Source organism: Azotobacter beijerinckii (assembly GCF_900110885.1).
In the GTDB taxonomy this organism is placed as follows: Bacteria; Pseudomonadota; Gammaproteobacteria; order Pseudomonadales; family Pseudomonadaceae; genus Azotobacter; species Azotobacter beijerinckii.
The window spans coordinates 1-25025 of record NZ_FOFJ01000037.1; the positions used below are offsets into that span (position 1 = coordinate 1).

20 protein-coding genes are annotated in these 25025 nt (G+C 68.8%); 7 read left to right on the forward strand and 13 right to left on the reverse strand.

What is annotated here, in order from left to right; all coding sequences use genetic code 11:
* The coding region (locus tag BMY22_RS16190; protein ID WP_143068514.1) for a transposase family protein at positions 1-238 on the reverse strand (238 nt) is incomplete at its 3' end.
* Between the two features lie 121 nt (positions 239-359).
* Here BMY22_RS16190 and BMY22_RS24685 point away from each other — a divergent pair.
* Positions 360-698 carry a DUF2220 domain-containing protein gene (locus BMY22_RS24685; protein ID WP_208599309.1) on the forward strand — a complete coding sequence of 113 codons (339 nt, stop codon included), beginning with the start codon at positions 360-362 and terminating at the stop codon, positions 696-698.
* A 28-nt stretch (positions 699-726) separates the two neighbouring features.
* On the opposite strand, the gene BMY22_RS16200 is transcribed toward BMY22_RS24685, so the two are convergent.
* The 11 genes from BMY22_RS16200 to BMY22_RS16250 all read right to left on the reverse strand — a co-directional run bounded on the left by BMY22_RS16200 (position 727) and on the right by BMY22_RS16250 (position 16578).
* Positions 727-1842 carry a J domain-containing protein gene (locus BMY22_RS16200; RefSeq protein WP_090623833.1) on the reverse strand — a complete coding sequence of 372 codons (1116 nt, stop codon included), beginning with the start codon at positions 1840-1842 and terminating at the stop codon, positions 727-729.
* A gap of 162 nt (positions 1843-2004) precedes the next feature.
* On the reverse strand, positions 2005-3297 hold the full coding sequence (locus BMY22_RS16205) for a coiled-coil domain-containing protein (RefSeq protein WP_090623835.1): 1293 nt from the start codon (positions 3295-3297) through the stop codon (positions 2005-2007).
* A 135-nt stretch (positions 3298-3432) separates the two neighbouring features.
* Entirely contained in the window at positions 3433-5970 is a 2538-nt protein-coding gene (locus BMY22_RS16210; RefSeq protein ID WP_090623836.1) for an insulinase family protein, read from the reverse strand.
* A gap of 11 nt (positions 5971-5981) precedes the next feature.
* Positions 5982-7934: an alpha/beta hydrolase family protein gene (locus BMY22_RS16215; protein WP_425265978.1), complete on the reverse strand. Its 1953-nt coding sequence runs from the start codon at positions 7932-7934 to the stop codon at positions 5982-5984.
* A gap of 107 nt (positions 7935-8041) precedes the next feature.
* The gene (pqqE, locus tag BMY22_RS16220) at positions 8042-9196 is read right to left on the reverse strand and encodes a pyrroloquinoline quinone biosynthesis protein PqqE (RefSeq protein WP_090623837.1); all 1155 of its coding nucleotides are present in this window, start codon (positions 9194-9196) and stop codon (positions 8042-8044) included.
* On the reverse strand, positions 9168-9446 hold the full coding sequence (gene pqqD / locus BMY22_RS16225) for a pyrroloquinoline quinone biosynthesis peptide chaperone PqqD (protein WP_090623839.1): 279 nt from the start codon (positions 9444-9446) through the stop codon (positions 9168-9170). The genes pqqE and pqqD overlap by 29 nt, the downstream gene beginning before the upstream one ends.
* Positions 9443-10195 carry a pyrroloquinoline-quinone synthase PqqC gene (gene pqqC, locus BMY22_RS16230; RefSeq protein ID WP_090623840.1) on the reverse strand — a complete coding sequence of 251 codons (753 nt, stop codon included), beginning with the start codon at positions 10193-10195 and terminating at the stop codon, positions 9443-9445. Before pqqC ends, pqqD begins: the two co-directional genes overlap by 4 nt.
* 114 nt (positions 10196-10309) lie before the next feature.
* Positions 10310-11218 carry a pyrroloquinoline quinone biosynthesis protein PqqB gene (pqqB, locus tag BMY22_RS16235; protein WP_090623842.1) on the reverse strand — a complete coding sequence of 303 codons (909 nt, stop codon included), beginning with the start codon at positions 11216-11218 and terminating at the stop codon, positions 10310-10312.
* Between the two features lie 47 nt (positions 11219-11265).
* The gene (pqqA, locus tag BMY22_RS16240; protein ID WP_072432761.1) at positions 11266-11337 is read right to left on the reverse strand and encodes a pyrroloquinoline quinone precursor peptide PqqA; all 72 of its coding nucleotides are present in this window, start codon (positions 11335-11337) and stop codon (positions 11266-11268) included.
* 194 nt (positions 11338-11531) lie between these two features.
* A complete protein-coding gene (locus BMY22_RS16245; protein ID WP_090623871.1) occupies positions 11532-13937 on the reverse strand; it encodes a membrane-bound PQQ-dependent dehydrogenase, glucose/quinate/shikimate family in 2406 nt (801 codons plus the stop codon).
* Between the two features lie 757 nt (positions 13938-14694).
* A complete protein-coding gene (locus BMY22_RS16250; protein WP_090623844.1) occupies positions 14695-16578 on the reverse strand; it encodes a sigma-54-dependent Fis family transcriptional regulator in 1884 nt (627 codons plus the stop codon).
* Positions 16579-16887: 309 nt separating this feature from the next.
* Here BMY22_RS16250 and BMY22_RS16255 point away from each other — a divergent pair, with 309 nt between their 5' ends.
* From BMY22_RS16255 to BMY22_RS16280, 6 genes are all read left to right on the forward strand, one after another.
* On the forward strand, positions 16888-17688 hold the full coding sequence (locus tag BMY22_RS16255) for an SDR family NAD(P)-dependent oxidoreductase (RefSeq protein ID WP_090623845.1): 801 nt from the start codon (positions 16888-16890) through the stop codon (positions 17686-17688).
* A 17-nt stretch (positions 17689-17705) separates the two neighbouring features.
* The gene (locus BMY22_RS16260; RefSeq protein ID WP_090623847.1) at positions 17706-18764 is read left to right on the forward strand and encodes an ATP-NAD kinase family protein; all 1059 of its coding nucleotides are present in this window, start codon (positions 17706-17708) and stop codon (positions 18762-18764) included.
* A 20-nt stretch (positions 18765-18784) separates the two neighbouring features.
* On the forward strand, positions 18785-19762 hold the full coding sequence (locus BMY22_RS16265; protein ID WP_090623848.1) for a thiamine pyrophosphate-dependent dehydrogenase E1 component subunit alpha: 978 nt from the start codon (positions 18785-18787) through the stop codon (positions 19760-19762).
* A 24-nt stretch (positions 19763-19786) separates the two neighbouring features.
* Positions 19787-20806 carry an alpha-ketoacid dehydrogenase subunit beta gene (locus tag BMY22_RS16270; RefSeq protein WP_090623850.1) on the forward strand — a complete coding sequence of 340 codons (1020 nt, stop codon included), beginning with the start codon at positions 19787-19789 and terminating at the stop codon, positions 20804-20806.
* Positions 20803-21915 carry an acetoin dehydrogenase dihydrolipoyllysine-residue acetyltransferase subunit gene (locus tag BMY22_RS16275; RefSeq protein WP_090623851.1) on the forward strand — a complete coding sequence of 371 codons (1113 nt, stop codon included), beginning with the start codon at positions 20803-20805 and terminating at the stop codon, positions 21913-21915. Before BMY22_RS16270 ends, BMY22_RS16275 begins: the two co-directional genes overlap by 4 nt.
* An 86-nt stretch (positions 21916-22001) precedes the next feature.
* The gene (locus tag BMY22_RS16280; RefSeq protein WP_244158893.1) at positions 22002-23060 is read left to right on the forward strand and encodes a 2,3-butanediol dehydrogenase; all 1059 of its coding nucleotides are present in this window, start codon (positions 22002-22004) and stop codon (positions 23058-23060) included.
* Positions 23061-23289: 229 nt separating this feature from the next.
* Here BMY22_RS16280 and BMY22_RS16285 read toward each other — a convergent pair whose 3' ends face one another.
* A complete protein-coding gene (locus tag BMY22_RS16285) occupies positions 23290-25023 on the reverse strand; it encodes an ATP-binding protein (RefSeq protein ID WP_090623854.1) in 1734 nt (577 codons plus the stop codon).
* Between the last annotated feature and the right edge of the window lie 2 nt (positions 25024-25025).

Genomic DNA, 25025 nt, shown 5'->3' on the forward strand with positions numbered 1-25025 from the left:
GTCCGATGACGTCGCTGAGGGTATCGTGCGAGGGAATACCGTTGGGCAGCGGCAGGAACTCGCGCAGCCAGGCTTCGTTCTCGTGGGCGAAGTCCTCGATGCCGACCCAGTCGTCATAACCGCACAGAGTAGCGCAGAGCGTGATCATGACGATGTCCTGCAGGGCGTGCAGCTTGTTGCGGGTTTCGCGCCGTGGGTCGACGAGCTTGGCGAAGTAGGGCTGGGGATTGGGCAGCATGATGGGGGCTCGGAAAAGTCTTGTCCGTTACCGCTAATCCTCGTCCAACGCAAGAGCGATGTAGCGCGATTGCCCTGGCTGCCGGACAGCCTGGCGATCTTCGCCGCCCGCTACGGCTGGGATGCCCTGGCCAAGGCCCGCTGGCTCGCCGGCTGCACTGCATTACTGGGGCGACATCGACACCCACGGTTTCGCCATTCTCGATCAACTGCGCGGCAAGTTCGCGCAGGTCGAATCCTTCCTGATGGATCGGCAAACGCTGATGGCACACCGGGCGCTGCGGGGAGAAGAAGAAAAGCCGGCGCTCCATGACCTGCCTCGGCTCGACGCCCGCGAGCGGGCCTTGTTCGACGAACTGCGCGACAACCGCATCCGCCGGGCCTTGCGACTCGAACAGGAGCGGATCGGCTTCCACTGGGTGCAGGCGGCGCTGGCGAGGATTGCCGACGGCGAGCGCTGAAAACGGCCGATCGTGCGGCCCGTTCGCCTCAGCCAAACCAGATATCGAACGGCATATCCCCGGAGGCATTCTCCCGCCGCTGCTCGCGCTCCTCCTTGAACCAGCGCTTCAGCTCCCTCGGATCCTCCAGCAGCTCGCGCTCCGCCTTGATGAAGACGACATCCTCGCGCAGCAGGCGAAGCTGATCCTGCAGCTTGCGGCCCAGGTTCGTGGGACTCACCTTGTCGAGCGGATCGAGGTCGAACTGCACCTTGAATGCCTGCTCGAGCGCCCGCACTTCGTCCTGCAGTTCCCGGAGCTGTTCGTCGAGCACCCGGTTGTAGTGCCTGAGCCGGTCCTCGGCCAGGTTGGCGATGTGATCCCGGTCGATCTGCTCCACCTCGAGCTGCAGCTGCAGCAGGTCGAGCAGGTTGCCCTTGTCGTAGGCCTGGTTGACCCGCTGCATCAGCCCGGTCTTGCGCTCGCGCTCGGCTGCATCGGTTTCGCGGTCGGGATGCAAGGCACTGGCCAGCTTGCGGTAGACCTCGCGCACGGACCGCCCCGCCTGGGCCTCTGCCTCCTCCCGACGCACCTGCTGCGCGGACTTCCTGGCGGTGTCGTCCTGGCCCTTGCGCGGTGCGGGCTGCTCCGCCTGCGCCTGCAATTTCTCGAACAGCCGTTGGGCGACGTTCTCGTGGGAGTCGAGGTCGAGATCGTCGCCGAGGTCGATGCCGAATGCGTGCTCCATCGCGTTCTTGAGCAGCTCGTTTTCCACCCGGGCATCGCGGTCGAAATCGCTGCCGCTGTGCTTGTTGTACAGCGCCTTGAGCGCCTCGTCCCCATCATCGCCAATCAGCGAAGAAGCCAGCTCGCAGATCAGCTCGCCCAGCGTGTGACGGTCGGTCTTGGTCAGCTTGAGGCGCTCGCCGGACTGATCGAGGAAGAAGACGAACTCGCGATTCCGCGCGCGGTACTCGTCGAGCAGCGGCTTGAACTCGCCGCTCCAGCGCTCCTGGCAGAGCGGTAGCGCCGCCTGCCAGGCGGCGAGCAGCTTGCGCTGCTTCTCGATCCGGCCGATCAGACTGTTGAATTTCTTCTGGGGCGCCGACAGGGGCTGGCCGGCTTGCGGGGCGATGGAAAGCGCGAGGTGTTTCTGGCCGGTCATATGCGTACTCAAGGAGGTAAGGAGTGTCCGGCCATTTTCGGCGCGGCAGACGGGACTCGCCAGTGCCCCGCTACCGGCTGCTCGACCGCCGGGGCCAGCCGGTGGGACGCACCGCCAGAGCCTTCCGCCTGACCGCGCTCGCCAGCCCCCGGTCGGCGGCCGTCAAACCATCCCCAACTGCCGAAGCAGCTGCCAGCCCAGCGAGGCCAGGGCCAGGCCGGTCGCCGCCAGGGCCAGGCGGTTGCCTCCGGCGATCCGGCCAGGCACCTGCTCCAGGCGCTGCAGGCGGGCCTCGGCGTTTTCCGGCGCCTGGCGCTTGCCGGCCAGTTCGGCGCCCAGCCGCTCCAGCGCTTCGCGCTGCGCGGCCTGGGCCTGGGTCTGCGCCTGCTGGCCGGCGTCCAGGCGGAGTTCGAGGCTCCCGAGGATCTTGCGCAGCGGCTGGACGCTCCGCTCCTGGCTGGCGATCATCTCCAGCCGGAGCGTGGCCAGGCGCTCCGCGAGATCCTCGCGCAGCTGCTGGGCGGCCGCCTCCCGAGCCTCGCTCCCTTCCCGACCGACCTGCAGATGGCGCTGCAGTTTCCGCTCGAGATCCTCGCGCAGCTGCTGGATGGCCGTCTCCTGAGCCCCGCTCCTTTCCTGGCCGGCCTGCAGATGGCGCTGCAGCTTCCGCTCGAAATCCGCCGCACAGCCCGAGGCCTTGTCCGAAGTGGCTTCCAGCTCGCTTCGCACCTGATCGATGAGGTCGCGGAAGTCGTCGGCCAGCCGGTGCTCCAGCTTGGCCTGACGCTGCTTGAAGTCGCGGGCCAGGTCGTCGAGCCGGAGGCTCCAGTCGCTGACCACCGTGACCAGGTCCTCCGCGACGCTGGAGATCAACTGCTGGTTGAGCTGCTCGATCTGCGACTCGGCCTCCTCCAGGCGTTTCACGCTGCCGACCAGCCGGTCGGTCTGCTCCGCGCTGACGTCCCGGGCCTCCAGCAGTCCCAGGTTGGCCGCGTCGATTTCCTGCTGCTGCAACTCGATCGCCTGCTGCTGCCCGAGGATCTTGCGGTTCTGCTCCTCGAGGATGTCGGCCTGCTGCTTCAGCAGGTTCTGCTGCCGCTGCAGCGCCCGCTGCTGGTCGCTCAGGACCTTGGAGATCGCCGCATTGACGATCAGCAGTTGCGAGGACTTCCGGGACAGGCTGCCGATCGATTGCTGCAGGTCGATCTGGGCGTCCTGGAGCTTGTCGCCGCGCTCCTTCCACCAGTTGCCGATCAGGCTCCCGCCCTTCTTCTCCTGCCGCGCCCGCTCCAGCTCCTCGGCGCTCCGGCCGACCTCGTCATGGGCGGCCAGCATGCCGCCGACCAGTTCCTTGATGTCCGCCGAGCGGATGATCCGCTCGGAAACCTCCACGGAAGAGAAGGCCTGCACGATCTGCAACTCCTGTCCGCTCCGTTTGTCCTCGTCGTGGTCCACAACAATCGCCTCGGAAAAAACTCAATGGTTACGGATATTGTCCAGAAAACCGCGGGCGCCTTTACCCGCCCCGTTGGCAAATCCGTCACATTACACGGCAGCCGGTCCGGCCCGAATGTCGCAGGGACCGTCCTCTCAACGGGAAATCAGCCACTGCCGGCCGATGCCCGGCCCCGACAGGGCCTGCGCGGCCGCCAGCAGATCGCCGGTCTGGAGCCGCGCCAGCTCGGCGCGCAGCCGCGGCGGCCAGTCGTCCGCCCGGCCGCCGAACCAGGCCGTGACGGCGCGTTGCAGACGCGCCGGGCGACTGCCTTCGTCGAGCGCCTCCCGCGCCGCCCGGCGGGCCGGCTCCAGGCGCACGGCGTCCAGCCCGGCGAGGCTTCGTCCCTGCTCGGCGAGAAACTCCCGGATCGCCTGCTGCAGGCGCGCGGCCGAGGCGTGCGGCGACTGCACGCCGAACTGCAGCTCGGCGCCCTCCGCGGTGTCGGCGAAGCGGCAGAACAGCGCATAGCCGAGCCCCTGCTCGACGCGCAGGGCGTGATGGAAGGCGCCCGGCCAGAGGACCGCCAGCAGGCGCCAGGCCGCCTCCAGCCGGGGATCGCCGGGCGGTGCCAGCAGGCGCAGGAGGACCGCCTGCTCGCTTCCCCCGATTCCCACATGCAGCTCATGCTCGCCGCTCGTGGCCTGCTGCTGCAGCGCCACGGCCGCGGGGCGCCCCACCCCCTGCAGCAGCGGCAGCACGGCGGGCGACACGTCGCCCAGGCGCCAGCCGCGCAGCTCGGCCGCGGCCAGGTAGTCGGCGACCCGACCCGCCAGACTTCGGTCGTCCAGCGCCGCCAAGCGACGGGCGAGCGCTTCCTCGTCGACCGGCTGGCGGGTCCGGGCGGCCGGATGCGCGAGCAGGCGGCGCAGCAGGATCTGCTGCGTCTGCTCGTCGCGGCGCCGCTGCCAGGCCTCGCGCCAGCGCGCCGCGTCGCCCTCGCGCAGCGCCGCCAGCAGGCGTTCCAGCACCCGCGGCAGGGCGGCCGGCGGCCCGCTCAGGCACAGGCCGAGGCATCCCGCGCGCTGCGACAGCCGACAGTCGAAACCGAACGGCTGCGCCGCGCCGGCCAGCACCGCCCAGCGCTCGGCCAGCGCCAGCTCCGCCAGCTCGGCCACCAGCGGCGCGTCCGCTCCCGGCTCCGCCGCCTGCCAGGCGAGCAGCAGCGCGGCGTGACCGGGACGCAGCAGCTCCGCGCCGCCGCGGCGCCATTCCGCCGGCCAATTGCCGGCGGCGGACTGCGGCGGCGGCGGCGGTGCACGGAAGGGATTGTCCGGCGGTAGTTGCCAAGGCCCCCGCACCGTCGGCAGTTCGGCCAGCGGCCTCACCAGCCGGCGCACCGGAAAGCGCGGGGTGAACGCGCCCTGCGGCAGGGCGGTGCGGCTGCACTGCAGGACCAGCGGCGGCTGCGCCAGAGCCTTCAGCCAGCCGTGCCACACATCGTTCGCCGGCAGCGCCGGCCACAGCGTCGGCACGGCGCCGCCCTGGCGCTGCCAGCGTTCCAGCCAGAGCGCGGCGCGCTCCAGCGGCGCCCGCTCGTACTCGTCCCAGGCCTGGCCGATGCGCCCGTTTTCGGCCAGGAGCGGATCGCCGATCCGCTCCGGCGAGCCCTGCAGCCAGGCCAGCCAGTCATGGCAGAGCGCGGCGATCTCTTTCTCGCGACCGCAACCGTCCGCCAGCAGCTCCAGATGCAGGGCCAGCAGCGCCCGTTCGGCATCCGCCGGATGCAGTTCCAGGCGGGCCAACTGCGCCAGGCCGCGGGCGCGCAGCACGCCGGGCAGGCTGCCGGCGTCGCTGCGCTGCAGCGCCTGGCGCAACCGCTCGAGGGCCGGTTCGTCGCGCATGGGGATATGCGCCAGCAACCACCACAGGCTCATGCGCCGCCGCTTCGGCTGCTCCAGCTCCAGGCGCAGAGGACTCTGCCCTGTCGGCCAGGGCAACGGCCAGGCGGGTGCCGGCACAGGGGCGCCGCCCGGCAGCGCACCGGCGATGCCGCGGACCTGCGTCTCCAGCTCGCCCAGGGACTGCGGCCCGCACACCAGCAGGCGCAGGTTCTCGCCCCGGTAATGCCGGGCATGCCAGGCGCGCAGCTCGGCGAGAAAACCGGGATCCTGCGGATCGAGGCTGTCGCGCGCGCCGGCATGAAAATGCGCCAGCGGATGGGCCGGATCGAGCAGGCCGGCCAGCGCGCCGAACAGCTGGCTGTCGCCGTCCTGGCAGCGCGCCAGGTACTCGGCATGCAGCACCTCGCGCTCGGCGAGCAGCCGCTCGGGCAGCAGCAGCGGCTGAGCCAGCAGATCGCAGAGCCGCTCGAGGGCCGGGACCAGCTCGCCCGCCGGCATCTCCAAGTAGTACTGGGTATGGAGGCCGAGGGTGCGGGCGTTGTAACGCCCGCCCCGGCCGTGCACGTACCCGGCGAAGGCGCCGACCTCGGCGAAACCTTCGCTGCCGAGGAACAGGCAATGCTCGAGAAAGTGCGCCAGCCCCGGCCAGGCCGGCGGCTCGTGCAGGCTGCCGGCGTCCACCCCGGCGGCCAGGGCCACGCGGGTGGCCTGCGGGTCGTGCAGCAGGGTCGCCTGCACGCCGTTGTCCAGGCGCAGGCTGCGCTGGCGCAGCGGCGGCAGTTCCCCCATGGCCTGGCCCCTCAATCCAGCAGATTCACATAGAAACGCCATTCGCGCGCCAGCGCATCGGCCAGATGGGCGGCCTGGCGAAAGCCGTGGCGCTCGTCGGGATACAGCCAGTACTCCACCGGCACGCCCCGCGCACGCAGGGCGGCGACCATCGCCGCGGTCTGCTCCGGCACCACCACCGCGTCCAGGCCGCCCTGGAAGAAGATCACCGGCGCCGCGATGCGCCCGGCGTGCAGCAGCGGGGTGCGCTGCCGGTAACGTTCGGCGTCGCGCGCGGGATCGCCGATCAGCCAGTCCAGATAGTCGCCCTCGAACTTGTGGGTGACTCGGCGCAGGCTCAGAGGGTCGCTGACCCCGTACAGGCTGGCGCCGCCGCGGAACAGCCGGTGGAAGGCCAGGGCGCACAGCGCGGTGTAGCCGCCGGCGCTGGCGCCGCGGACGAAGGCCCGCGCCGGGTCGATCAGCCCCGCCTCGCCCAGGTGGCGGACCAGCGCACAGGCGTCCTCCACCTCGATGCGCCCCCACTCGCCCGCCAGGCGCAGCCGGAAGGCGCGGCCGAAGCCGCTGGAGCCGCGGTAGTTGAGGTCGGCCACGGCGAAGCCGCGCTGGGTCCAGAACTGGATACGCGGATCGAACACCGGGTAGCAGGCCGAGGTCGGCCCGCCGTGGAGGAACACCAGCAGCGGCGGCCGCTCATCCGCGGGCACGCTGCAGGCGGCATTGCGCGGCGGATAGAAGAAGGCCTGGGCGGACTCGCCCTCGCCCGTGGCGAAGCGCAGCGACTGCGGCCAGGATAGCTCCTCCGCGGGGAGCGGCCGCTCGCCGCCGGCCAGCACGTGCACGCGACCGGAATCGCGGGCGATGGCCAGCACGGCCGGCAGGCGGTCGGGCGCCGCCGCGATGCAGTAGAAGTGCTGCGCGTCGCTGGCCAACTGACGGAAGCGCGAGAACTCGGCAGCCAGGCGCCGCTCGCGGCCATCGGCGGCGCGCTCGACCAGCAGGCCCCAGCCTTCTTCCAGGCGCGCCAGCAGCCAGCCGCCATCGTCCAGCGGCAGGTGGCTGAGCGTGCCCAGCTGCCAGGGCGCCGGGGCGTGGTCGGCCTCCGCCATGCGCCGAGGCTCGCTCCAGCCAGCGGTGCCGGTGGTGGACAAGGCGGCGCCGTTGTCCAGCGGGTGGCCGGCCCCAGAAGCCGGATGCCACTGCCCGCCCTGCTCCGCCCAGGGCTGCCACCAGCCGGCGCGGTCACTCAGGCAGGTCAGCCGGCCGTCGTCGGTGAACATCGGTTGCTGCAGCGAATCGTCGCCCGCCGCGCCGACCAGCACCTCGCGGTCGCCAAGCGAACCATCGACAAGTACCGCCGCCTGGCACAGGCGGGTGGCGGTCCACGGCAGCTCGGGGCGGTCCCACTCGATCCAGGCCAGGCGCCGGTCGTCGTCGCTCAGCCGCGGCGCGCCGTAGAAGTCGGCGCCCTCGGCCAGCACCCGCCGCGTGCCGTCGGCCAAGCCCAGAGCGACCAGGCGATGGATCACGCGGTCCTGTTCGCGGCTTTCCTCCACCGCCAGCACCGCGCTCCAGGCCGGGGCGAACTGCAGGTCGCCGTAGCGGCAGTGGGAACGCGCGGTCAGCGCTTCGGGGACGCTGCCGGCGGCGACGCCCAGGCGGTGGAGCTGCTGGTCCGCCTCGTCGACCAGGACCACGCCGTCCCCGACGACGCAGAAGGCGCCGCCGCCGTATTCGTAGACCCGGCTGCGCACCGAGCGGCCGGGCGGGGTCAGGCGTTGCGGTTCGCCCTCGCGCCACAGCCACAGGCTGCAGCCCGCCTCCTGCGGGTCGAACTGCAGCCAGAGCAGCCCGCCGAGACCGGCGCGCAGCTCGGCGAAGTCGCGGCTGGCCGCGGCGGCGTCGCCGGCCGACCAGCAACTGGGCCAGTCGCCGCAGGGGCTCGGCAGCGCCACGGAGCGCAGGCTGGATAACGGCTCGCCCTTATCCACCGTGGTCCCCTCGCGGGAAAACGCCGACACGGTTTTCCATCCCACCCGATCCCCCGGCATCGCCCATCTGTCTCGCCCCCTCAGCCCTTGCAGATGATCTGCGAGGCGCGGACGTTGCGCTGAACCAGCTCGTCCAGCCCCTTCGGCGCCTCCTCCGCCTGGCGGCGGGCGTCGAGGATCAGGCCGTGATGGGCCGACTTGCCGCACACCGGGTCGGTCGCCTCGGCATCGCCGGTGAGCAGGAAGGCCTGACAGCGGCAGCCGCCGAAGTCGCGCTCCTTCTCGTCGCAGGAGCGGCACGGCTCGGGCAGCCAGTCGTCGCCGCGGTAGCGGTTGAAGCCGAAGGAGTCGAACCAGATGTGCCTGAGGCTGTGCTCGCGCACGTTGGGGAACTGCACCGGCAGCAGCTTCGCGCTGTGGCACGGCAGCGCGGTACCGTCCGGGGCGATGTCGAGGAACAGGCTGCCCCAGCCGCCCATGCAGGCCTTGGGGCGCTCCTCGTAGTAGTCCGGGGTGACGAAGATCAGCTTGCACGGATGGCCCTGCGCGGCGAGCTTCTCGCGCCATTCGTTGGTGATGCGCTCGGCGCGCTCCAGCTGCGCCCGGGTCGGCAGCAGGCCGGCGCGGTTCAGCTCGGCCCAGCCGTAGAACTGGCAGGTCGCCAGCTCGACGAAGTCGGCTTCCAGCTCCAAGCACAGCTCGATGATGCGCTCGATGTGGTCGATGTTGTGCCGGTGGGTGACGAAGTTGAGCACCATCGGGTAGCCGTGGGCCTTGACCGCGCGGGCCATCGCCAGCTTCTGGGCGAAGGCCTTGTCGGAGCCGGCCAGGAGGTTGTTCACCTCCTCGTCGGCGGCCTGGAAGCTGACCTGGATGTGATCGAGGCCGGCCGCGGCGAACTCGGCGATGCGCGCCTCGCTGAGGCCGATGCCGGAGGTGATCAGGTTGGTGTAGTAGCCCATGCCGCGGGCGGCGCGGATCAGCTCGGTCAGGTCCTGGCGCACCAGCGGCTCGCCGCCGGAGAAGCCGAGCTGGGCGGCGCCCAGTTCGCGGGCCTGGCGGAACACCTCGATCCACTGCGCGGTGGACAGCTCCTCGCCGTGGCGGGCGAAGTCCAGCGGGTTGGAGCAGTACGGGCACTGCAGCGGGCAGCGGTAGGTCAGCTCGGCGAGCAGCCACAGCGGCGGGCCGGGCACGAAGCCGGGCTTAGCGAAGCTCGATCCAGAATCGCTCACGCGCCACCTCCAGAAATTCCAGGATGTCCGTCTCGATGCCCTCGGCCTCCGGGAAGCGCTCGCGCAGGCCGGCGACGATCGCGGCGACGCTGCGCACCCCGTCGACCTCGGCGAGGATCGCCCCGGCGCTGCCGTTGAGCTTGATCATCCCCTCGGGATAGAGCAGCACGTGGCAGTCCTGCGCCGGCTCCCACTGGAAGCGGAAGCCGCGGCGCAGCACCGGTACCTGCTCGGGATTCAGGCCGCTCATAGCGCGATCCCCTTGTGCCAGACCCGTTCGCCGGTCACCGTGTGGTAGGGCGGGCGGTTCAGTTCGTAGGCCATGCTCATGGCGTCGAGCATGCTCCAGAGAATGTCCAGCTTGAACTGCAGGATCTCCAGCATGCGCGCCTGGGCCTCGCCGGTGGTGTAGTGCGCGAGGGTGATGCGCAGGCCGTGCTCGACGTCGCGGCGCGCCTCGCTCAGGCGCTTGCGGAAGTAGTCGTAGCCGCCGGCCTCGATCCACGGATAGTGCGCCGGCCAGGTGTCGAGGCGCGACTGGTGGATGGTCGGGGCGAACAGCTCGGTCAGCGAGCTGCTCGCCGCCTCCTGCCAGCTGGCGCGGCGGGCGAAGTTGACGTAGGCGTCCACCGCGAAGCGCACCCCGGGCAGCACCAGCTCCTGGGAGAGCAGTTGCTCGCGTTCGAGCCCGACCGCCTCGCCGAGGCGCAGCCAGGCCTCGATGCCACCTTCCTCGCCGGGCGCGCCGTCGTGGTCGAGGATCCGCTGGATCCACTCGCGGCGGGTCTCGCGGTCCGGGCAGTTGGCCATGATCGCGGCATCCTTCAGGGGAATGTTCACCTGATAGTAGAAGCGGTTGGCCACCCAGCCCCGGATCTGCTCGCGGGTCGAGCGGCCCTCGTACATGGCGACGTGGAACGGGTGGTGGATGTGGTAATAGGCGCCCTTGGCGCGCAGCGCCTGCTCGAATTCGGCGGGACTCATGGCTGGCTCGGTCATCGTGGCTCCTCGTGGGGCTGTGGCGCTGGCGTAGGGCGGGTTAGCCGCGAAGCGGCGTAACCCGCCAACCGGCCCGGCGCCAATGGCGGGTTACGGCCTGCGGCCTGACCCGCCCTACAGTTCGATATCCATCCCGTCCCAGGCGACCTCGACGCCGCGCGCGCTCAGTTCGGCGCGCTCGGGCGAGTCCTCGTCGAGGATCGGGTTGGTGTTGTTGATATGGATGAGCACCTTGCGCCCGCGCAGGCCGTCGAGCACCTCGAGCATGCCGCCCGCGCCGCGCTGCGGCAGATGGCCCATCTCGCTGCCGAGCTTGCTGCCGCAGCCGGCGTGGATCATCTCGTCGTCGCGCCACAGGGTGCCGTCGACCAGCAGGCAGTCGGCGCGGCCCATCCGGTCGAGCAGCGGCGCATCCACCTGGCCGAGGCCGGGGGCGTAGAACAGCACGCCGCCGGTGCGGCTGTCCTCGACCAGCAGGCCGAGGTTGTCGCCCGGGTGCGGGTCGTTACGGTGCGGCGAGTACGGCGGCGCCGCACTGCGCAGCGGAATCGGGGTGAAGCGCAGGGCCGGGCAGGCGTCGATCACGAACGGCCGGTCCAGTTCGATGGGCTTCCAGCGCAGGCCGCCGTTCCAGTGCTCGAGCATGTCGAACAGCGGAAAGCCGCTGGTCAGGTCCTGGTGGACCATCTCGCTGCACCACACTTCGTGGGGGCAGCCCTCGCGCAGGGTGAGCAGGCCGGTGGTGTGGTCGATCTGGCTGTCCAGCAGGATCAGCGCGCGGATCGCCGTGTCGCGCACTGCGCGGGCCGGCTGCAGGGCCGGGAAGGCCTCGATCTGCGCGCGGATGTCCGGCGAGGCGTTGCAGAGGATCCAGTTCTCCCCGTCGTCGGACAGGGCGATGGAGGATTGGGTACGCGCCGTGGCACGCAGGGTGCCCTCGCGCAGGCCGCGGCAGTTGCGGCAGTTGCAGTTCCACTGGGGAAAACCGCCGCCGGCGGCCGAGCCGAGAATTCGGATATGCATGGCAGTCCCGTCTGGGAGAAGGCCCCGGCACGCCGGGGCCAGGTCGGTCAACGGTTGGCGAAGTACAGGGTCACTTCGAAACCGATACGCAGGTCAGTGAAGGCAGGTTTGGTCCACATGGGAAATTCCTCGCAATGAAGGGGTGGGGGTGGTTCATCCTGCGCCAGCCATTCCGGCGGGAAACCGGGACGGCGAGCGAAGAACGTTTGGCGTTCGACCAGCGAACGACCGACTTCTGTAGCTACAGCGCTTCTCTCCCATTAAAGGAGAAAAGGCCCGGGGCGGCCGAAGCCGGCCCCGGGCTGCCCCAGGATCAGGGCAATTTGTAGGCGATCACGTAGTCGCCGCGATCGGGCGACTGCCGGGCGCCGCCGGCGGTCAGCACGATGTACTGCTTGCCGGTCTTCGGCGACACGTAGGTGATCGGGCTGCCCTGGCTACCGACCGGCAGACGCTCCTTCCAGATCTCCTCGCCGGTGGCGGTGTCGAAGGCACGCAGGTAGTAGTCCTGGGTGCCGGCGAAGAACAGCAGGCCGGACTGGGTGGCCAGCGAGCCGCCGAGGGTCGGCATGCCGATCGGGATCGGCATGTGCATCTTGACGCCCAACGGACCGGTGTCCTGCACGGTGCCGACCGGCACCTGCCAGACCAGCTTGCCGCTCTTCAGGTCGACCGCCGACATGGTGCCGAACGGCGGCTTCTGGCAGGGAATGCCCAGCGGCGAGAGGAAGCGGTTACGCAGCGAGCCGTACGGCGTGCCGGTCTGCGAGGCCGCGCCCATCTCGACGCCGCCGGCCTTGTTGCTCTCCATCTTTTCGCGCGGAATGAGCCGGGTCCACAGGCCCAGGCGCATGTCGTTGACGAACAGGTAGCCGGTGGTCGGGTCGATGGCCGCGCTGCCCCAGTTGAAGCCGCCCAGCGAACCCGGGTACTGCAGGGCCACGTCCTCGCCCGGCGGGGTGTAGGGACCGTCGTAGCGCATCTGCTTGAACTGGATGCGGCAGGCCAACTGGTCGAACAGGGTGGCGCCCCACATGTCGGACTCGGTCAGGGTTTCGGAACCGACCATCGGCAGCCCCACCGAGAACGGCTGGGTCGGCGAATAGCGCTCGCCCTTGGCGTTGCCCTGGGGTACCGGACGCTCCTCGACCTTCGCCACCGGCTTGCCGGTTTCGCGGTTGAGCATGAAGATCTGCCCGGCCTTGGTGGTCTGGATCAGCACCGGGGTGGTGCCGCCCTTGCCGTCCGGCAGGTCGTAGAGGGTCGGTTGCGACGGCAGGTCGAGGTCCCAGAGGTCGTGGTGGGTGGTCTGGAAGACCCAGCGCTCCTGGCCGGTCTTCACGTCCACGGCGACCACGGCGGAGCTGTGCTTGTCGTCTTCCACGGTGCGCTGGCCGCCCCAGGCGTCCGGGGTGGTGTTGCCGGTGGGCAGGTAGACCAGGCCGAGCTTCTCGTCGTAGGCCATCGAGGTCCAGACGTTGGGCGTGGCGCGGGTATAGGGCTTGCCGTCGTTGGCGTTGGCCTCGGCGCCGCGCCCCAGGTCCCAGACCCAGGCGAGCTTGCCGGTGCGCACGTCGAAGGCGCGGACCACGCCGCTCGGCTCGCCGACCTCGATGTTGTCGGCGACGCGGCCGCCGACCACTACCAGATCACCGGCCACCAGCGGCGCGGCGGTCACGGTGTAGAAGCCGAACTTGACCTCGCCCATGTTCTCTTTCAGGTCGACGGTGCCCTGGTTGCCGAAGTCGGCGCAGGGCTTGCCAGTGTCGGCGTCGAGGGCGATCAGCCGGGCGTCGACGGTGGTCATCAGCACGCGGCGGCGGCAGGCGCCGTTCACCGGGGCGGTCATCACCTGCACCGTGCCGGTGTCGGCCACCGGTGCGGCGCTCGCCGCCGGGGCGGCCGGCTCCTCGAAGTAGCCGAGGCCGCGGCAACGCTGCCAGTTCGGTGCGGTGGCCTTGGAGTCGTAGGACCAGCGCTGCGCACCGCTGTCGATGTCGAGGGCGAACACCTGGTTGTGCGGGGTGCAGACGTAGACGGTATCGCCGATCTGCATCGGGGTGGCCTGGTCCTCGGCGCCGAAGCCGTTGCTCTCGGGGATGTCGCCGGTGCGGAAGGTCCAGGCGACCTGCAGCTTGTCGACGTTGTCCTTGTTGATCTGGTCCAGCGCGGCGAAGCGGGTGCCGGCGGTGGTGTTGCCCCAGTGGACCCAGTCCTTCTGCTCGGTGCCCGGCGCGACCGGGGTCACCGCGGCGATGCTGCTGGCGCTGACCACCGGCGAGGGCACGAACATGTAGACCATGCCGGCGAGCATGACGGCGGCCAGCGCACCGGCCACGCCGTAGGCGCCGCGGCCGGCGGTGCCGCCGTCGGCGCGGACCAGGCAGGGATAGGCCAGTGCCACCAGCACGCCGAAGCCCATCAGCACGGCGAGGCGCGAGACCAGCGGCCAGAACTCCAGCCCGCTATCCCACAGCGCCCAGAGCACCGACAGGCCCAGGGTCGCGGCGTAGACCAGCGCGCCGAGCGGCTTGCGGCGGACGATCAGCACGCCGGACGCCAGCAGGCCGAGGCCGGCCAGCAGGAAGAACCAGCTGCCGCCGAGGGTGGCGAGATAGGCCCCGCCGCCGGCGAGAGCCAGGCCGACGAGCGCGACGAGCGCGCCCAGGGCCGGCAGGATCACTTTAGCGGCACCGGGGGTGCCGTCCTCTCTGTTCATCATCAATCTTCTCTCCTGACGCTAGGTAGACTAACTAGATAGTTCATTTTCTCGACAGACTAACCAGATAGTTAATTTTTATGGCAAGGCGGTGTCGAGCCGTGCGGAAGCGCTCCGCCGACTATTTCGGGGCGTGGTCCTCCTCTGGGAAATGGGCCGCTCCGCTCGGGCTGCAAAGGCCGCTCGCGGCAAGGCACGCGCGGTACTCGAGCGCGCATGCCAACGTTGCGCTGGCGCCGTGCGATGGCGAACAGGTTGCTCCACGCCGCGCGGGATCTACCCGGTAGCGGCTCGGGGCAGCGCTCCGCTCGCGACGCAATGGCCGGTCGAACAGGGGCGATGGGCGACGGTGGGCGGTGCGCTCCGCAAGGATCGGGCCGGCGAGTGCAGACGCCCGGCCCGGGACGGGCGGGAGGCGAAAGGCACAGCGTTGCGGCGGATTCTTCTGGATATGCACGGGCCTGGATCGTCACTGAGAACGAAACGTGCGAGTCCATCCGACTGTTCGTTGCGGTTGAAGAACGATTGATCCGCGGGCGTCTTCTGCGAGACGGGGGTTGTTGTTGTAGCGGCGGCTGGTCAGCCCGAAAGGGGCGCTGACGGGTGTGGCACAAGGGATGCCAGAATTTCCCGATCACGGCATGCCTGATCGAGGATGCTACAGACTGCACATTATCCTGTAAACCGGACGCAATCCCGTCGCCCGGCCCCCGCTCCGCCGAAAGCCGGCCGCGGCGCGGGGACTCGGGACACCCCCTCAGCCGCGCCGCTTCCCCGGCATCTCGATGCCGTGCTGGTGGACCCGGCGGTACAGGGTGGCGCGGGAGATGCCGAGGGATTCGGCCGCCGGCCCCGGTTTCCAGCGGTGGCGGACCAGCGCGTCGAGCAGCGCCTGGCGCTCCGGGTCGGCGGCCAGGGCGGCGGCGTCCTCGCCGGTGGCCAGGCGTTCGCCGCGCAGTTCGGCCGGCAGATCGCCCGGCTGGATCACCCCGCCGGCGCACACCGCGCAGGCGTAGCGCAGGGCATGGCGGAGCTGGCGCACGTTGCCCGGCCAACGGTAGCCGAGCAGGCACTCCAGCGCCGCGGCGCTCAGGCCGACGGGCTCGCCGCAGGAGGCCGCCTCCTCCTCCAGCACGCGGTTGATCAGCGCCAGGCGGTCGCTGCGCTCGCGCAGCGGTGGCAGTTCGAAGCGCGCGCCGCCGATGCGAAAGTACAGGTCCTCGCGGAAGCTGCCGTCGGCGACCATCGCCGCCAGGTCGCGGTGGGTGGCGCAGATCACCTGGATGTCCACTGCCTGGCGCCGCGCGGCGCCCAGGGGCGCCACCTCGCCTTCGGCGAGCACCCGCAGCAGGCGGGTCTGCAGGGTCAGCGGCATGTCGCCGATCTCGTCGAGGAACAGGGTGCCGCCGTCGGCCTGCTGCAACAGGCCGCGCATGCCCTTGCTGGAGGCGCCGGTGAAGGCGCCGGCGGCGTAGCCGAACAGCTCGCTCTCGATCAGGCTGTCCGGGATCGCCGCGCAGTTCAGGGCGACGAAGGGCTTGCCGCGACGGGCGCTGGCCTCGTGCACCTGGCGGGCGAAGACCTCCTTGCCGGCGCCGGTCTCGCCCTGGATCAGCACCGGCAGGTTGCGGTCCTTGACCCGCACGGCCAGGCGCAGGTGCTCGGCGATGCGCGGATCGAGCTCGGCGCCGCGCGCCGCGACCCGCGGCACCGGCCGGCTCTGGCGCGGTGGTGCGCTCAGGCGGACGTACAGGGCCGGCGCGTCGCCGCGCCCGAGCAGCGGCTGGGCAACCCCATCCCCGGCGGCACGCAGGGCGTCCGGATCGAACACCTCGGCGATGTGGCCCGGCACCTCGCCGAAGCGCTGGCGCAGGTAGCGGCGCGCCGCCGGGTTGAGCGCCAGCAGGCGGCCGTCGGCGTCCCAGGCGAACAGGTAGTCGGGCTGACTGTCGACGTAGCCCGGCGCGGCGTGGGCGCGCAGTATCCAGTGCCCGCCGGCGCTGTGCATGAAGAAGGCGTTCTCGATCTGCCGGGCGCTCTGCGCCACCAGCTGGCGGACCAGGGTCTGGCTGCGGCGGTCGTCGGGCGACTGCACCGCCGAGACGTCGAGCACCCCGAGCAGTTCGCCCTGCGGGTCGAAGACCGGCGCCGCCGAGCAGGTCAGGCCGATGAAGGCGGCGCGGAAGTGGTCGCGCTTGTGCACCGTCAGCGGCATCTTGCTGGCCAGCACGGTGGCCACCCCGCAGGTGCCCTCCTCGCCCTCCGACCACCAGGTGCCGAGGTCGAGGCCGGCCTTGCGGCAGTCGCTGCGGATCGCCGAATCGACCCGGTAGTCGAGGGTCCGCCCCTGGGCATCGGCGAGCAGCACGCAGTAGTCGGCGCCGCGCACCTGGCCGTGCAGGCGGCCGACTTCTTCGCTGGCGATGCGCAGGAACAGCTCGGCGCGTTCGCGGCACTCCTTGAGCAGGGTCTGGTCGAGGATGCGCGGCCCCTGCAGGGAACCGGGGTCGAGCCGGTGCTGCTCCGAGCGGCGCCAGGAATCGAGGATCGGCGCGGGAACCGGCGCCTGGGGCAGGCCGGAGGCGTTCTTCAACACGCGGCTGACACAGTCCACGTGGGCTTTCGAGTGTGCGGAAAGCATGCAGTCTCCGTTTCTCGTCGTCTTGTTGTTGTCTCCCCATTAAGCACCCTTCCCCCCGCAGCGACAAGCGCCGGGATGGAGAAGCCCGACGCTGAGACGGAGCGTCTCGGCATCTCAGCGCAACGGCCGTCGCGCTGACACCCGGCGTCTCGCCCAGGCTCTCGCCAAGCCTGCCGACCAGCCGAGCAAACCGCTCTAGCACGGGGATTTTCGGCCACTTCCAGCACTCTGGCACCGCCCTTGCTCTCTCCCCTGGCAGAAGCGGCCGGCAACGCAAGCCCGGCCCATAACAACAAGCACAGGTGCCCCATGTCCGAGTCATCCCTTCCCGAATTCTCCCTGTCCGGCAAAGTCGCCCTGGTCACCGGGGCCGGCCGCGGCCTCGGCCAGGGCATCGCCCTGAGCCTGGCCCGCGCCGGCGCCGACGTGGCGGTGGCCGACCTCGATCCGGCCGGCGCCGAGGAAACCGCCGCGCAGATCCAGGCCCTCGGCCGGCGCAGCCTGGCGCTGTCAGTCGACGTCGCCCGCCAGGACAGCGTGCAGGCCATGGTCGCCCGGATCGTCGAGGGCTTCGGCCGCCTCGACGTGGCGGTCAACAACGCCGGGGTGATCGGCATCCACAAGGTCGGCGAGCTGACCGTCGAGGAATGGGACCGGGTGCTGAACGTCAACGCCCGCGGCGTGTTCCTCTGCTGCCAGGCCGAGCTGGAGCCGATGCGCGCGCAGCGCTGGGGGCGGATCATCAACGTCGCCTCGATCGCCGGCAAGGTCGGCTTTCCCGACCTCTCCCACTACTGCGCCTCGAAGTTCGCGGTGGTCGGCTTCAGCAACGCCCTGGCCAAGGAGGTCGCCCGCGAGGGCATCACCGTCAACGCGCTCTGCCCCGGCATCGTCGGCACCGGCATGTGGCGCGGCGAGCAGGGCCTGGCCAGCCGCTGGCGGCAGGCCGGCGAGAGCGAGGCGCAGTCCTGGGAGCGCCACCAGGCCAGCCTGCTGCCGCAGGGCGAAGCGCAGACCGCCGAGGACATGGGCCAGCTCGCCGTCTACCTGGCCTGCGCCCCGCACGTCACCGGCCAGGCCATCGCCGTCGACGGCGGCTTCTCGCTCTGAGTCCGGGGAGTCTTGCCATGAGCCGTCCTCCGCTGACCGTGGGGATCATTCCCAACCCGGCCTCCGGCCGCGACCTGCGCCGGCTGACCGCTAACGCCGGGCTGTTCTCCAGCACCGACAAGGCCTCGGTGGTGCAGCGCCTGCTCGGCGCCTTCGGCGCCACCGGCGTCGAGCGCGTGCTGCTGCCAACCGACATGACCGGCATCGCCGCCGCGGTGCTCAAGGCCAGCCGCGGCCGCCACGCCCGGGACAACCGCTGGCCGGAGCTGGAAATCCTCGATATCCGCCTGCGCCAGACCGTCGAGGACACCCGCCTGGCGGCGCGCCTGATGGCCGAGCGCGGCGTCGCGCTGATCGCCGTGCTCGGCGGTGACGGCACGCACAAGGCGGTGGCCGCCGAGGTCGGCGACATCCCCCTGCTGACTCTGTCCACCGGCACCAACAACGCCTTTCCCGAGCTGCGCGAGGCAACCGGCGCCGGGCTCGCCGGCGGGCTCTTCGCCGCCGGGCGGATTCCGCCGGAGATCGCCCTGCGCCGCAACAAGCGCCTGCTGGTCCGCGAGGCGCGCCGCGGCCTCTGCGAATGGGCGCTGGTGGACGTGGCGGTGTCACCGCTGCGCTTCGTCGGCGGCCGGGCGATCAGCCGCGCCGAGGATCTGGCCGAGGTCTTCGTGACCTTCGCCGAACCGCACGCCATCGGTCTGTCGGCGCTCTGCGGACTCTGGTGCCCGGTCTCCCGGCAAGCCCCCGAAGGCGCCTGGATGCGCCTGCATCCAGAGGCCCGCGACGCCCTGCTGGCGCCGCTCGCCCCCGGCCTGCTGCAGGGCTGCGGGGTGGTCGCCGCCGGCACCCTGGAGCCGGGCGTGCCCCACGCGCCCAGCCTGAGCGGCGGCACCCTGGCGCTGGACGGCGAGCGCGAGATCGCCTTCGCCGCCGGCGACCGACCGACCGTCACCCTCGATTCCCACGGCCCGCTGAGCATCGACGTGGAAGCCACACTTGCCTATGCGGCGCGCCACCGTCTGCTGTCCATCGGCCGCGAACACCCGCAACACCCCGTGAACCTTTCGTGTTGAAACAACCCAGGAGAACAACAATGACCACCCACCTGTCAGCCGAGCAGCTGCTGCATGCCTACCGGGTGATGCGCACCATCCGCGTCTTCGAGGAGCGCCTGCACATCGAATTCGCCACCGGCGAGATTCCCGGCTTCGTCCACCTCTACGCCGGCGAGGAAGCCTCCGCCGCCGGAGTCATGGCCCACCTGCGCGACGACGACTGCATCTCCTCCAACCACCGCGGCCACGGCCACTGCATCGCCAAGGGCGTGGACGTGCACGGGATGATGGCCGAGATCTACGGCAAGAAGACCGGCGTCTGCCAGGGCAAGGGCGGCTCCATGCACATCGCCGACCTGTCCAAGGGCATGCTCGGCGCCAACGGCATCGTCGGCGCCGGTGCGCCGCTGGTGGCCGGCGCAGCGCTGGCCGCCAAGCTCAAGGGCACCGACGCGGTGGCCGTGGCCTTCTTCGGCGACGGCGCCTCCAACGAAGGCGCGGTGTTCGAGGCGATGAACCTCGCCGCGATCATGAACCTGCCGTGCATCTTCGTCGCCGAGAACAATGGCTACGCCGAGGCCACCGCCTCCAACTGGTCGGTGTCCTGCGACCACATCGCCGACCGCGCCGCCGGCTTCGGCATGCCCGGGGTGACGGTGGACGGCTTCGACTTCTTCGCCGTCCACGAGGCCGCCGGCGCCGCCGTGGCCCGCGCCCGCGCCGGCGAAGGCCCGTCGCTGATCGAGGTGAAGCTGACCCGCTACTACGGCCACTTCGAGGGCGACGCCCAGACCTACCGCGACATGGACGAGCTCAAGGAGATGCGCGAGGTGCGCGACTGCCTGAAGCAGTTCCGCGACCACACCGTCGCCGCCGGCCTGCTCGACATCTCGCAACTCGACGACATCGACGGCGAGGTGGAGCGGCAGATCGAGGACAGCGTGATCAAGGCCAAGAGCGATCCCAAGCCGCCGGCGGCCGATCTGCTCGCCGACGTCTACGTGTCCTACCCCTGAGCCCCCATTCCTAGGAGAACCATCATGGCAAGAAAAATCAGCTACCAGCAGGCCATCAACGAAGCCATGGCCCAGGAAATGCGCCGCGACGAGACCGTCTTCCTAATCGGCCAGGACATCGCCGGCGGCGCCGGCGCACCGGGCGAGCAGGACGCCTGGGGCGGCGTGCTCGGCGTCACCAAGGGGCTCTACCACCAGTTCCCCGGCCGGGTGCTCGACGCCCCGCTGTCGGAGATCGGCTACGTCGGCGCGGCGGTCGGCGCCGCCACCCGCGGCATGCGCCCGGTGTGCGAACTGATGTTCGTCGACTTCGCCGGCTGCTGCCTGGACCAGATCCTCAACCAGGCGGCGAAATTCCGCTACATGTTCGGCGGCAAGGCGGTCACCCCCTTCGTGCTGCGCGCCATGTACGGCGCCGGCCTGCGCGCCGCCGCCCAGCACTCGCAGATGCTCACCTCGCTGTGGACCCACATCCCCGGCCTCAAGGTGGTCTGCCCCTCCTCGCCCTACGACGCCAAGGGCCTGCTGATCCAGGCGATCCGCGACAACGACCCGGTGATCTTCCTCGAGCACAAGATGCTCTACGGCATGCAGGGCGAGGTGCCGGAAGAGCTGTACACCGTGCCCTTCGGCGAGGCCAACTTCCTGCGCGAGGGCGACGACGTGACCCTGGTCACCTACGGCCGCATGGTCCACCTGGCGATGGACGCCGCCGCCAGCCTGGCCCGCCAGGGCATCGGCTGCGAGGTGCTCGACCTGCGCACCACCAGCCCGCTGGACGAGGACAGCATCCTCGAAAGCGTCGAGAAGACCGGCCGCCTGGTAGTGATCGACGAAGCCAACCCGCGCTGCTCGATGGCCACCGACATCTCCGCGCTGGTCGCGCAGAAGGCCTTCGCCGCCCTCAAGGCACCGATCGAGATGGTCACCGCGCCGCACACCCCGGTGCCCTTCACCGACTCCCTGGAAGACCTGTACATCCCCAACGCGGCGAAGATCGAAGCCGCGGTCCTGAAGATCGTCGACAAGAGGAAGGTTGCATGAGCCAGATCCATACCCTGACCATGCCGAAGTGGGGTCTGTCGATGACCGAGGGCAAGGTCAACGCCTGGCTCAAGGAAGAAGGCGCCAGCATCGCCAAGGGCGACGACGTGCTCGACGTGGAAACCGACAAGATCTCCAGCAGCGTCGAGGCGCCCTTCTCCGGCGTGCTGCGGCGCATCGTCGCCCAGGAGGACGAAACCCTGCCGGTCGGCGCCCTGCTCGCCGTGGTGGTGGAAGGCGAGGCCTCCGACGAGGAGATCGACGCCGTGGTGCAGCGCTTCCAGGCCGAGTTCGTGCCCGGCGGCGAAGACGAGGAAGCCGGCGGCCCGGCGCCGCAGAAGGTCGAGCTGGACGGCCGCACCATCCGTTTCTTCGACCGCGGCGAGGGCGGCGCCCCGCTGCTGCTGATCCACGGCTTCGGCGGCGACCTGAACAACTGGCTGTTCAACCACGAGGCGCTGGCCGCCGACCGCCGGGTGATCGCCCTCGACCTGCCGGGCCACGGCGAGTCGGGCAAGACGCTGAAGAGCGGCGACCTCGACGAACTGAGCCGGGCCGCGCTGGCCCTGCTCGACCACCTGGACATCCAGCGCGCGCACCTCGCCGGCCACTCGATGGGCGGCGCGGTGTCGCTGAACCTGGCGCGCCTGGCGCCCGAGCGGGTGCTCTCGCTGACCCTGATCTGCAGCGCCGGCCTGGGCGCGGAGATCAACGGCGACTACCTCAACGGCTTCGTCGAGGCGAGCAACCGCAACGCCCTCAAGCCGCAACTGGTGCAGCTGTTCTCCGACCCCGCGCTGGTCACCCGGCAGATGCTCGAGGACATGCTCAAGTACAAGCGCCTGGAGGGCGTCGAGACGGCGCTGCGCCAGCTGGTCGAGCGGCTGTCCGAAGGCGGCCGCCAGCAGATCGACCTGCGCGGCGTGCTGGAGCAAGGCCGCCATCCGGCGCTGGTGATCTGGGGCAGCGACGACGCCATCATCCCCGCCAGCCATGCCCAAGGCCTGCCGGCGCAGGTGGAAATCCTGTCCGGTCAGGCGCACATGGTGCAGATGGAAGCGGCCGACGAGGTCAACAGGCTGATCCAGGCCTTCCTCGCCAAACACTGAAACCGGCGGCGGCCGGCCCGCGCCGGTCGCCGCAGCCCCGCAAGTCCCGAAGGAGAACAACAATGACAACATCCCTTGGTGCAACCATGCGCGCCGCCGTCTGGCATGGCCGTCAGGACATCCGCGTCGAAGACGTGCCGCTGCCCGCCGACCCGCCGCCCGGCTGGGTGCAGATCCGCGTCGACTGGTGCGGCATCTGCGGCTCGGACCTGCACGAATACGTCGCCGGCCCGGTATTCATCCCGGTCGAGAAGCCCCACCCGCTCACCGGCATCCAGGGCCAGTGCATCCTCGGCCACGAATTCAGCGGCGCGATCGTCAAGCTCGGCGCCGGCGTGAGCGGCTTCGCCCCCGGCGAGCGGATCGCCGCCGACGCCTGCCAGCACTGCGGCACCTGCTACTACTGCCGCAGCGGCCTGTACAACCTCTGCGAAAAGCTGGCCTTCACCGGGCTGATGAACAACGGCGCCTTCGCCGAACTGGTGAACGTGCCCGCCGAACTGCTCTACAAGCTGCCGGCCGACTTTCCCGCCGAGGCCGGCGCGCTGATCGAACCGCTGGCGGTGGGCATGCACGCGGTGAAGAAGGCCGGCAGCCTGCTCGGCCAGAACGTGGTGGTGGTCGGCGCCGGCACCATCGGCCTGTGCACCATCATGTGCGCCAGGGCGGCCGGCGCGGCCCAGGTGATCGCCCTGGAAATGTCCTCGGCGCGCAAGGCCAAGGCGCTGGAAGTGGGCGCGAGCCTGGTGCTCGATCCCAAGGAATGCGACGCGCTGGCGGAAATCCGCGCCCGCACCAACGGCCTCGGCGCCGACGTCAGCTTCGAGTGCATCGGCAACAAGCACACCGCCAAGCTCGCCATCGACGTCATCCGCAACGCCGGCAAGAGCGTGCTGGTCGGCATCTTCGAGGAACCCAGCTCGTTCAACTTCTTCGAACTGGTCTCCACCGAGAAGCAGGTCATCGGCGCCCTCGCCTACAACGGCGAATTCGCCGACGTGATCGCCTTCATCGCCGACGGCCGCCTGGACGTCAAACCGCTGATCACCGGTCGCATCGGCCTGGAGGAAATCGTCGGCCGCGGCTTCGAGGAACTGGTCAACAACAAGGAACACAACGTCAAGATCATCGTTTCGCCGCATTGATGGTGGGGACGGCGCGGAGCGGCGGGGGCCGCTTCGCGTGGGATGAAAATAAAGTTTCATTCTCTGGGGAGCGCCGAAAGGGCCGGTTTTCTGTTGTTTGTACCGTTTGTGCCGGCAGGCTCCGGCCCATAGCTAATGTTAGATATTCGAGTGTTTAGGCTTCGCCAACCGATCTCTAGTTAAGCAATCTCAAGGGCATTGCGCCCTTGAGATTTATTGTGCTGTGCAGCTACTGAATATTTTGCTTGCGCCAATTATCTACAGCAATTGACAGACGCTTATTCTTGACTGGCTTTTGCCATTCATCCCAGAAATTGACTGTCCCGCTATTCGGTTTGCTCTGGGGTTCATCGATTCTGATTCTGCTTGGCAGCAAGCTTGCGTCGCCAACGACCAATGCTTCGCCTGTATCGAGAGTTGGAAGGATGTCGCTGAACCCTCCAAGACTATCCGGCAACAGCCTCTTGATAACCCCCTGATCCTCAGCGTTCGTCAGCCGCATGGATACGAAGTTGCTGCATTGACTGAGCATTGTCTTATTAACTTCGGACGGACGCTGACTTATTACTATGAGGCTTACGCCGTACTTGCGGCCCTCCTTGGCAATTCGTTCAAAAATATCCAATGAAATATCATCGACAGCGTCCGCCATGTTTCGTTGTGGCATGTAGAGGTGCGCCTCGTCACATAGGAGAGCAATAGGATGACGCATTTCGGATGGCGTCCATTGTTGGACGGAAAAAGTAACCCGTGCGACAAGTGAGACGATAAGCGGCAAGACATCTGAGGGAACCTCGGAGAAATCGATGATTTTGATCCCTGCCTTGCCATTCTCACCAAAGCTGCCAAGCACGGAATTGGTAAACCGTTCAAGCCAAGCGAAATCAAGAATGTCTCCACCGCCATTGAACATAAAACCAAGACGTCTATCAGAAATTTTATTCTCAAGCCGGGAAATCATGCGAGCTAGCTTCGCGAAGAAATCTCCCTGCCTCTCGGTTCCAGCCTTCGCTCCAGGAACCATTTCGACGTTGATGTCATTCAGTCTGCCCATGAGGAAGTCGAGATCGAACGGAACAGGGCTGTCGACAGTAAAGTGCCTCAATACGTCGTGCTGACCACTATCCTCCAGATACTTGCGCTTCGCTTGATTGATCTCGCGCGCCATAATCATGGCTTGGTTGGGGGCATTCTGGTCACTTCGGTCAACAAACATTGACACGAGAGCTTCATACGAAAGCAGCCAGTAAGGCAGATAAAGCACGCCATCGTCGATGGTGCGCCTGACCTCAACGTCTGCTGGCCCCGCCACTTTGAAGTGTTGAATGCCTTTACCCACTAATGGCGAATACTCGCCATGAAGATCAAAAACAATTGCATTCGCGGTAGAGAGTCCCGACATCTGCTCAATGATTTTTGCTGTTGTCCAAGACTTTCCTGAGCCAGTACTACCACCGATGAATGCGTGACGCTGGAAAAACTTATTGCCATTTAGATAGGCAACTGCGTGTTCGTCCAGTGTGTATTTTCCAAGCGTCAAGGCATTTCCATCGGCTGCTACGTTGGAAAGAGTACGCATAAAATTCGTCAGGTTATCGCTCTCTAGTGAGAAACAGTTGGCATCGATCTCCGGTACGCTTTCCAATGTGCGACGGAAGACGTTCTCTCTTTCGCCATCACGATCTAGCAAGGTGCCAATCAGGGCGATACGGCATAGATTTAGCTCTGAGTTTTGGTCGGTAATGCCGTCGCTGGTGATGTCCTCGACGCTGCGCTTCCGGGTCACCTGAGTGATGAGACCAATGAGGTGCTGTCCAGGTCTGCTACTTTGTAGTACGGCCAGATGATTGACCTGCAACCTTTTCAGTCGGTCGACATTTTCCACGTCAACGACAACATTTGCTGTATCAATGGAAGCGGCTTTCCCAAGCGAGTCTTCGTCCTTAAAGCTAAAAATCGACATCT